General features: G+C 74.3%; 9 protein-coding genes and 1 riboswitch. Of the genes, 3 read left to right on the forward strand and 6 right to left on the reverse strand.

Annotated elements, in window-relative coordinates:
* Window position 1 precedes the first annotated feature (1 nt).
* Window positions 2-508, reverse strand: a complete 507-nt coding sequence (gene bfr / locus ACIRPP_RS27825) for a bacterioferritin (protein WP_403648246.1) — start codon at window positions 506-508, stop codon at window positions 2-4.
* 181 nt (window positions 509-689) lie between these two features.
* Here bfr and ACIRPP_RS27830 point away from each other — a divergent pair, with 181 nt between their 5' ends.
* The gene (locus tag ACIRPP_RS27830; protein WP_403648249.1) at window positions 690-1334 is read left to right on the forward strand and encodes a sulfite oxidase-like oxidoreductase; all 645 of its coding nucleotides are present in this window, start codon (window positions 690-692) and stop codon (window positions 1332-1334) included.
* A gap of 22 nt (window positions 1335-1356) precedes the next feature.
* On the opposite strand, the gene ACIRPP_RS27835 is transcribed toward ACIRPP_RS27830, so the two are convergent.
* The 5 genes from ACIRPP_RS27835 to thiO form a co-directional block, all read right to left on the reverse strand.
* On the reverse strand, window positions 1357-2235 hold the full coding sequence (locus ACIRPP_RS27835) for a deoxyribonuclease IV (protein ID WP_403648252.1): 879 nt from the start codon (window positions 2233-2235) through the stop codon (window positions 1357-1359).
* A 54-nt stretch (window positions 2236-2289) separates the two neighbouring features.
* On the reverse strand, window positions 2290-4248 hold the full coding sequence (gene pknB / locus ACIRPP_RS27840) for a Stk1 family PASTA domain-containing Ser/Thr kinase (RefSeq protein ID WP_403648254.1): 1959 nt from the start codon (window positions 4246-4248) through the stop codon (window positions 2290-2292).
* Window positions 4249-4398: 150 nt separating this feature from the next.
* Entirely contained in the window at window positions 4399-5193 is a 795-nt protein-coding gene (locus ACIRPP_RS27845) for a thiazole synthase (RefSeq protein ID WP_403648257.1), read from the reverse strand.
* A 2-nt stretch (window positions 5194-5195) separates the two neighbouring features.
* Window positions 5196-5408: a sulfur carrier protein ThiS gene (thiS, locus tag ACIRPP_RS27850; protein WP_403648259.1), complete on the reverse strand. Its 213-nt coding sequence runs from the start codon at window positions 5406-5408 to the stop codon at window positions 5196-5198.
* Window positions 5405-6589: a glycine oxidase ThiO gene (gene thiO / locus ACIRPP_RS27855; RefSeq protein ID WP_403648262.1), complete on the reverse strand. Its 1185-nt coding sequence runs from the start codon at window positions 6587-6589 to the stop codon at window positions 5405-5407. The genes thiS and thiO overlap by 4 nt, the downstream gene beginning before the upstream one ends.
* Window positions 6587-6698, reverse strand: a riboswitch (TPP riboswitch). (Overlaps the previous gene by 3 nt.)
* A gap of 142 nt (window positions 6699-6840) precedes the next feature.
* Between thiO and ACIRPP_RS27860 the strand changes: the two genes are divergently transcribed.
* Both ACIRPP_RS27860 and ACIRPP_RS27865 read left to right on the forward strand, forming a co-directional pair.
* Complete coding sequence (locus ACIRPP_RS27860; protein ID WP_403648264.1) at window positions 6841-8082, forward strand: NAD(P)/FAD-dependent oxidoreductase; 1242 nt, start codon at window positions 6841-6843, stop codon at window positions 8080-8082.
* A 205-nt stretch (window positions 8083-8287) separates the two neighbouring features.
* The gene (locus tag ACIRPP_RS27865; protein ID WP_164347511.1) at window positions 8288-8653 is read left to right on the forward strand and encodes an Rv2175c family DNA-binding protein; all 366 of its coding nucleotides are present in this window, start codon (window positions 8288-8290) and stop codon (window positions 8651-8653) included.
* The last annotated feature ends 138 nt before the right edge of the window (window positions 8654-8791 follow it).

Here is an 8791-nt window from a genome sequence, read left to right on the forward strand (position 1 = left end):
CTCACTTCATGCTGCCCGGCAGCGAGGAGTCCGGCTGGGACTGCTCGATCAGCGTGGACAGGTAGAGCGCCTCGCCCAGCTTGTCGATGAGCTCCAGCTGGGTGTCGAGGTAGTCGATGTGCTGCTCCTCGTCGGCGAGGATCGCCTCGAAGATGTTCGCGGACGTGATGTCGTTCTTGCTCCGCATCACCTCCACCCCCCGGCGCAGCCGGTCGATGGCCTCGACCTCGATCTCCCGGTCCGCCTGGAACATCTCGGTGACCGTCTGCCCGACCCGGACGTGGAACAGCCGCTGGTAGTTGGGCAGCCCGTCGAGCAGCAGGATGCGGTCGGTCAGGACCTCCGCGTGGCGCATCTCGTCGAAGGACTCGGCGCGCGTGTACTCGGCGAGCTTCGTCCACCCCTTGTGGTCCTGCAGCTTCGAGTGCAGGAAGTACTGGTTGATCGCGGTCAGCTCGGCGGTCAGCTGCTCGTTGAGGAATTCGATGACCTCGGGGTCGCCCTGCATGGCGTGGGTTCCTTCCGCGCGGGGACAGGCAGATTGCGCGCATGATTGCACCGGCACGGGAAGATCGTCCAGTAAGCCCGCACTTAGTAAGTAAAGCCTTGCTTAGTACTGTTTGAGCTGATTGTCCGTTCTTGCGTGGCCCGGGTCGGGCGCATCGTCCCCCGTCTGTCAGGATGGACGCATGGGTCAGCCGGAACGAGAACCGAGGGAGCGCACAGCACACGCAGCGGAACGGCTCGACCTCCCGCCCGGACAGCGCCTGCAGCGCGGCTGGCCGGTCACCCACTACGGGCCCGTCCCCAAGTTCCGGCCCGAACGCTGGGAATTCCGGGTGTTCGGCGCGACCGCCGACGGCGGCAAGCACTGCTGGAACCACGACGAGTTCACGGCCCTGCCGTACACCACCGTCGTCGCCGACCTGCACTGCGTCACCAAGTTCAGCATGATCGGTGCCGAGTGGGGCGGCGTCCCCGCCCGGACCGTCCTGGACCTCGCCCCGCCCGCCCCCGACGTCACCCATGTGATGGTGTGGGCCGAGTACGGATACAGCTCCAACCTGCGGCTCGCCGACTTCAGCTCCGAGCGGAGCCTGTTCGCCACCCACAAGGGCGGCGAACTGCTGACCGCCGAACACGGCTTCCCGCTGCGGCTGATCGTCCCCCACCTCTACGCCTGGAAGGGCCCGAAGTGGGTCCGCGGCGTCGAGTACATGACCGCCGACCGGCGCGGCTTCTGGGAGGAACGCGGCTACCACAACCTCGGCGACCCCTGGAAGGAGCAGCGCTACTCCTACCAGGAGGAACCGGGGGACGGCCCCGAACTCTGACGCCCGCCGCCGGACGGTCGCGTCAGGAGTCCCGCAGCTTCTTCAGCCGCTCCACGTCCGCCGCGTGCCCCTCCTTGCCGCCGGGCGTCTCGATGACCAGCGGCACCCCCTCGGTCGCCGGGTGGGTCATCAGCGCACGGAACGGGTCCTCGCCGATGTGCCCGGCGCCGATGTTCGCGTGCCGGTCCTTGTGCGCGCCCACCACGTCCATCGAGTCGTTGGCGTGGATCAGCTTCAGCCGGCCCGGGCCGACCGTGTCCACCAGCAGGTCCAGCGTCCGGTGCATGCCGTCCGGGCCGGCCAGGTCGTGCCCGGCCGCGAACACATGGCAGGTGTCCAGGCACACGCCCAGCCTCGGGTGGGCGTCCAGCGCCTCGAAGTACGGCCCGAAGTCCCAGGTCCGGGAGCACAGCGAGGCCCCCTGGCCCGCCGTCGACTCCAGCAGCAGGAACGGGTCGTCGTCGTGGGTGAGCTCGTCGAGCAGCGGCAGCAGGCGCTCCCGCACCTGCCGCAGCGCCACCGGCCGCTCCCGCCCGCCGGTCGCGCTGCCCGTGTGCACGACCACACCGAGCGCCCCGATCTGCCTGCCGCGCCGCAGCGAGTGGCGCAGGGACTCCACGGACCGCTCCACGGTCGCCTCGGTGTGCGAGCCGAAGTTGATCAGGTACGGGGCGTGCACGTACGCCGGCAGCGACTCCGCCGCGCAGGCCGCACGGAACGCCTCGTCCTGCGCCGGACTGCCGACGGGAGTGGCCCAGCCGCGCGGGTTGGCGACGAACACCTGCAGGGCCTCCGCGCCCAGGTCACGGGCGTAGGAGACACCGACGGAGTGCAGGCCGCCCGCCACGGGCACATGGCTGCCGATCGGATTGCGGACACGGCCGGACGGGTGATTCTTCACGCGTCCAGGGTGTCATGACCCCGCGGCCCGCCCGCCGCGAGGTCCCGGGCGGCGTCAGCGGATGCGGAGGGTGATCGTCGAACCCCGCGGCGCCGTCTCGCCGCCCTCCACCGACTGGCCCTTCACCGTGTCGCCGAACAGACCGAGCAGCCCCCGGTCCTCCTTGACGTCGAACCCGGCGCCCGTCAGCTTCTCCTTGGCCTCGTTCACGCTGTCGCCGACGACATCGGGGACCTCCACCATCTCCGGGCCCTTGGACAGCGTCAGCGTCACCGTGTCGCCCTCGGCGACCTCGCGTCCGGCGGCCGGGGACTGCCGGGCGACCTCGCCCGCGTCGTGCTCCGAGTGGACCCGCTCGGGTGCCACCTCGACCACGAGCCCGGCCTCCTCCAGCTCCGCGCGCGCGTCGTCCAGCTCGTCACCGGTCACGTCCGGCAGGTCGACCGGCCGGCCCTTGCTCACCGTCAGCGCGACCGCCGAGCCCGCCCGGACCTTGGTGCCCTTGACCGGCTTCGTCGCGATCACCGAGCCGCGCGGCACGTCCTCGCTGGACTCCCGGGTCACCATGCCCGGCTCCAGGCCGTCGTCCTTCAGCAGCGACCGCGCCTCGTCCAGCCGGTACCCGTCGATGTCCGGCACCCGCACCGTCTGCGGTCCCTTGGACAGCACCAGCGACACCGAGTCGTTGCCCCGGATGCGGGCGCCCGTCCTCGGGTCCGTGCTGATCACGGTGCCCCGCTCCACGGTGTCGCTGAACTCCTCCTCCACCTGCCCGACCCCGAGCCCGGCGTCCTTCAGCCGGTCCCGGGCCTGCTGCTCCGTCTTGCCCAGCAGCGGCGGCACCTTGGTGAACTGGCCGGAGTTGATGTACCAGACGCCCGTGCCGACCCCCAGCACCAGCAGGACGGCGACCACGATCGCCATCGGGCCGGCCCGCAGCACCGGACGGCGCCCGGGCGGAGGAGGCGGCGGCGCCTGCAGCCGGCTGGTGCGGTGCACCGGCCCCGCCCCGCCGCCGGCGGCCTGCCCGTCGGCGTCGCCCTCGTCGTCCCCGTCGACCGGCAGCGGGCGCGGGATCGTCAGCGCGCGCGGGATGACGCTCGTCCGGTCGTCGGCGTTGTCGTGCTCCTCGGACAGGGCCTGCGGGGGCACCGCGTCCAGCTGCGCCTCGGTGAGCCCGGCGCGGGCCTCACGGGCCCGCGCGAGCAGCGCCACCGCGTCGTGCGGCCGGATCTCCGGGGTACGGGCGGTCGCGGTGGCGACCAGCTCGTCCAGCTCGTAGGCCATGCCGGGCACCGTCGCCGACGGCGGCGGCACGTCCTCGTGCAGATGCTTGTAGAGGATCGTCGCGGGGGAGTCGCCGTCGTGCGGCTTCTCGCCGGTCAGCATCTCGTACAGCAGGATCCCGCAGGCGTAGACGTCGACGCGCGGATCGGCGGTGCCGTGCTCGATCTGCTCCGGCGCCAGGTAGGACACCGTGCCCAGCACCGTGCCGGTGGTGTTGGTGACCGTGTCGACCGCCCGGACCAGCCCGAAGTCGGCGACCTTGACCCGGCCGTCGTCCCCGATCAGCACGTTCTCCGGCTTCATGTCCCGGTGCACGAACCCGGCCCGGTGCGCGGCCCCCAGCGCGGCCAGCACCGGCTCCAGGATGTCCAGCGCGGCCCGCGGCTGGAGCGCCCCGCGCTCGCGCAGCACGTCCCGCAGGGTGCAGCCCGCGATGTACTCCATCGCCAGGTAGACGTACGCCCCGTCGGTGCCCTGGTCGAAGACCTGCACCACGTTCGGGTGGGCCAGGCGGGCGACCGACTTCGCCTCGCGGATGAACCGCTCGACGAAGGAGGCGTCGGCGGCCAGCGCCGGGTGCATCACCTTGAGCGCGAGCACGCGGTCCAGCCGGGTGTCCACGGCCCGGTAGACCGTGGCCATACCGCCGACCGCGATCCGCGCCTCGACGCGATACCGGCCGTCGAGCACCTGCCCGACCAGAGGGTCCTGAAGGGTCGTGTCCACGCGGGTGAGTCTACGAGCCGCCGCCCACAGCCCCGCCCGGTTCGCCCCCGATCGGGGCGGGACTGCAGCCGACCTGTGACGCAACGCACGAGAGGCCGTGCGCCGGCCGGTGCGCGGGCCGCGCCGGCACCCGGCGCGCGGGACGGGCGGTCAGAACGCGGGCCGCTCCGGGTCCAGCGCCGCCCTGCCCTCAGCCGGGGACGAGGCCTGCGCGAAGTGCCGCCGTGGGATCCGCCCGGCCAGCCGGGCCAGCCGCCCCGCGTCCACCGCGTACCGCATCGCCGCGGCCATCCGCACCGGCTCCTGCGCCCGGGTCACCGCCGAGGCCAGCATCACGCCCGCGCACCCCAGCTCCATCGCCAGCGCCGCGTCGGAGGCCGTGCCCGCGCCCGCGTCCAGGATCACCGGCACGCCCGCCCGCTCCACGATCAGCTCGAAGTTGTGCGGGTTGCGGATGCCGAGCCCGGACCCGATCGGCGACCCGAGCGGCATGACCGCCGCACAGCCGGCGTCCTCCAGCTTCCGCGCCAGCACCGGGTCGTCGTTCGTGTACGGCAGCACCGTGAACCCGTCGTCGACCAGGGTCTCCGCCGCGTCCAGCAGCTCGACCGGGTCCGGGAGCAGGGTGCGCTCGTCGGCGATGACCTCCAGCTTCACCAGGTCGGTGCCGAGCGCCTCCCGCGCGAGACGCGCGGTCAGCACGGCCTCCCCGGCGGTGAAGCAGCCCGCCGTGTTCGGCAGCACCCGGATGCCCAGCCGCTGAAGCACCGACAGCACCGACCCGTGCACCGACGGGTCCACCCGGCGCATCGCCACGGTCGTCAGCCCGGTGCCGGACGCCACCAGCGCCCGCTCCAGCACCTCCAGGCTGGGCGCCCCACCGGTCCCCATGATCAGGCGGGACGTGAACGCCGTTTCGCCGAGGACGAGCGGATCATCGGCCACGCTCAGCCTCCCTGCACGGCGGTGAGGACCTCGACCCGGTCGCCCTCCGCGAGCGGGGTGGAGGGCCACTGCGCCCGCGGGACGACGGTCTCGTTGACGGCGGCGGCCACCCCGGAGGGCGCCGCCGTGAGCGAGCGCACGACGTGGTCGAGGACCGTGCCGGGATCCACCGCGAGCGGATCGCCGTTGACCGAGATGGTGACCGGGTGGTTCATGCGGACTGCTCCAGGAGTGCGCCGGCGGTGAACCGCCGGGGGGTGAAGGGACGGGCTTCCTCGGGGAGTTCACCGGTGGTCAGCGCGTGCGCGAGCACGTCGCCGGTGACCGGCGTGAGCAGCACACCGTTGCGGTGGTGCCCGGTGGCCAGCAGCAGTCCGGCCAGGCCGGTCGGGCCCAGGAGCGGCGCGTTGTCGGGGGAGCCGGGGCGCAGCCCGGCCCGCGTCTCGGTGAGCGGCAGCTCGGTGATCCCGGGGACCAGCTCATGGGCGTCGCGCAGCAGCTCGTACACCCCGCCGGCGGTGACCGTGGTGTCCCAGCCCATCTCCTCGCTGGTCGCCCCGATCACCAGCTCGCCGCTCTCCCGCGGCACCAGGTACACGTGGCTGCCGCGCACCACCGCGCGCACCGTCCGGTTCAGGAACGGCGCGCGGTGCCCTGGCACGGTCAGCCGCAGCACCTGGCCCTTCACCGGCCGCACGGGCGGCAGCACGTCCTCGGGGACGCCCGCGAGCCGGCCGCTGAGGCTGCCCGCCGCCAGGACCACCTGCCCGGCGGCCAGCTCCGTGCCGTCCGCGGTGACCACGCCCGTCGCGCGGTCCCGCACCACGGTCAGCCGGTCCGCCCACGCGCGGTGCAGCACCACCCCGGACCGCTCGCACGCGGTCACCAGGGCCGCCGCCAGCAGCCGCGGGTCGATCGCGTGGTCGCCGTCCACCCGCAGCCCGCCGCGCACGCCCGGCGCGAGCATCGGCTCCAGCCGACGGCACTCCCGCCCGGTCAGCCACTGCGATTCCAGCCCCGACCGCTCGTGGAGGGCGTGCAGTTCCCGCAGGTGCGCGCGGTCGTCGGCGTCCAGCGCGACCGCGAGGGTGCCGCACCGGCGATGGCCGAGGTCCCGGCCGGTGAGCTCGGTCAGCTCGGCCGCGAAGTCGGGGTAGCGGCGGGCCGAGGCGAGGTTCAGCCCGAGCAGCGTCTGCTCGCCGTAGTGGAGTTCGGTGACGGCGGCGAGCATGCCGGCGGCCACCTGGGCCGCGCCGCCGCCCGGTTCGGGGTCCACCAGGGTCGTGGTGAGACCGCGCTGCGCGGCCCGCCAGGCCGTGACCAGTCCGATGATCCCGCCCCCGACGACGAGTACGTCCGAGGTCGGTGGGGTGTTCGAGGTGTGTGTGGGCGACATGGGCGTCCAGCCCCTCCCTTCGCCGGCATGACCCGGATCAGGTGCGTACGGTCGGAGGCCGCCAGCCTCCCTCTCAGCCCGGTGCGTCCGGACTCCCGCGAGTGCTTACGCCGGTCACCCTAGTCCCCGGGCCACCGCGCTTGCAGGGGGCCCGGTCCGCGCCGCCCGCCCCGCGCGCGGCTCCGGGCTGTGCGGCGGCTCACGGCGCGACGGGACTGACCGACACGTTTCCGGGTGCCTATGGTGATCAGGTGAGCGAGCAGACGCGGGAACCGGGACCGTCCGACACGCGCCGGGTGGTGGTCGCGGGCGCCGGCATGGCGGGGGTGCAGACCGCGGTCGCCCTGCGGGAGCAGGGTTTCACCGGCACGGTCACCCTGATCGGCGCCGAACCCCACCAGCCGTACGACCGGCCGCCGTTGTCCAAGGCGGTGCTGCTCGGCAAGGCCGAGGACTCCGCGTTCGACGTCGACTTCGAGGACCTCGGCATCGAACTGCGGCTCGGCTGCGAGGTCCTCGGCCTGCGCCCCGCCGACCGGGTGCTCGACACGGAGGCCGGGCCCGTCCCCTACGACGTCCTGGTCGTCGCGACCGGCGCCGAACCGGTCCGGCTGCCCGGCACCGAGGGCGTGCCCGGCGTCCATCTGCTGCGCACCCTCGACGACGCCGCCCGGCTCCGGCCGCTGCTGGCCCGCCGGCACGACGTCGTGGTCGTCGGCGCGGGCTGGATCGGCGCCGAGTTCGCCACCGCCGCCCGCGGGGCCGGCTGCGCCGTCACCGTCGTCGAGGCCGCCGGCCGGCCGCTCGCCCAGGCCCTGCCCGCCGAGGTGACCGCGCCGATGACCGCCTGGTACGCCGACGCGGGGGTCGCGCTGCGCACCCACACGCGCGTGCGGAGCGCCGAGCCCGGGGCCGTCCTGCTCGACGACGGCACCCGGCTGCCCGCCGGCGCGGTGGTCGTCGGCATTGGCGCCCGCCCGGCCACCGGCTGGCTGACCGGCTCCGGGATCGCGCTCGGGGCGGAGGGCGAGGTCGTCGCCGACCGGCACCTGCGGGCCGGCGCGCCGCAGGTGTACGCCGTGGGCGACTGCGCGTCCTTCCCGTCGGCCCGCTACGGGGAGCGCCTGCTCGTGCACCACTGGGACAACGCACTCCAGGGGCCCCGCACGGTGGCCGCGAACATCCTCCGGGAGCGCACCGGCGAGCCGCCCGCGGTCTACGACCCGGTGCCGTACTTCTGGTCCGAGCAGTTCGGCCGCTTCGTCCAGTACGCGGGACACCACGCGGACGCCGACCGCACCGTGTGGCGCGGCGACCCCGCCGACCCGGCCTGGACCGTCTGCTGGCTGCGCGGCACCCGGCTGGTCGCGCTGCTGGCGGTGGGACGCCCCCGTGACCTGGCGCAGGGGCGCCGGCTGATCGAGGCGGGCGCCTCCATGGACCCGGACCTGCTGGCCGATCCGGCCCGCCCGCTCAAGTCGGCGACGGCCTGACCCGGGCCCGCGGGCGCTGACCCGAGCCCGCGCGCGCCGAACCGGGCCCGCGCGCTGACCCGGCCCGCGCGCGGCAGCGGGCTCCCGGGACAGGCCCCCGCACCCCCGGTGCCGCGCTCCGGGACGGCCCCGGACGCGACGCGCCCGCGGGCCCGGGCGGCGGGCCCGGCTTCCGACTGTCGGTGCAGGGTGGCAGGCTTGTCCCGTGACCGAGATTGACGCAAACATCGATGCTCTCGTCCCCGCGTGGCTCACCCTCCCCGACATCGCCGAACAGCTCGGCGTCGAGGTGACGCGCGTCCGGCAGCTGGTCAAGGAGGGCCAGCTCATCGCCGTACGCCGTGGTGAGAACCGCGCGCTGCACGTCCCCGCCGCCTTCATCGACGGGGACAAGGTCGTCAAGGGCCTGGTGGGCACCCTGACGCTGCTGCGGGACGACGGTTTCACGGTCGAAGAGATGCTGGAGTGGCTCTTCACCCCCGACCCCAGCCTGCCGGGCACGCCCGCCCAGGCCCTGAGTGAGAACCGCGGCACGGAGGTGAAGCGCCGCGCCCAGGCGCTCGCCGTCTGACCCGCCCGCACCCCTCCGGCCGGACCGTTCCCGACGGACCCGGCGGGACAGGCCGTCCGGCGCCGCGCCGGCGCGCGGCGCCGGACGGCCGGGCCCGCACGGCCGGCCGGGCCCGCACGGACGGCCGGGCCCCCCCGG

It is taken from the genome of Streptomyces sp. NPDC101219 (genome assembly GCF_044767675.1).
In the GTDB taxonomy this organism is placed as follows: Bacteria; Actinomycetota; Actinomycetes; order Streptomycetales; family Streptomycetaceae; genus Streptomyces.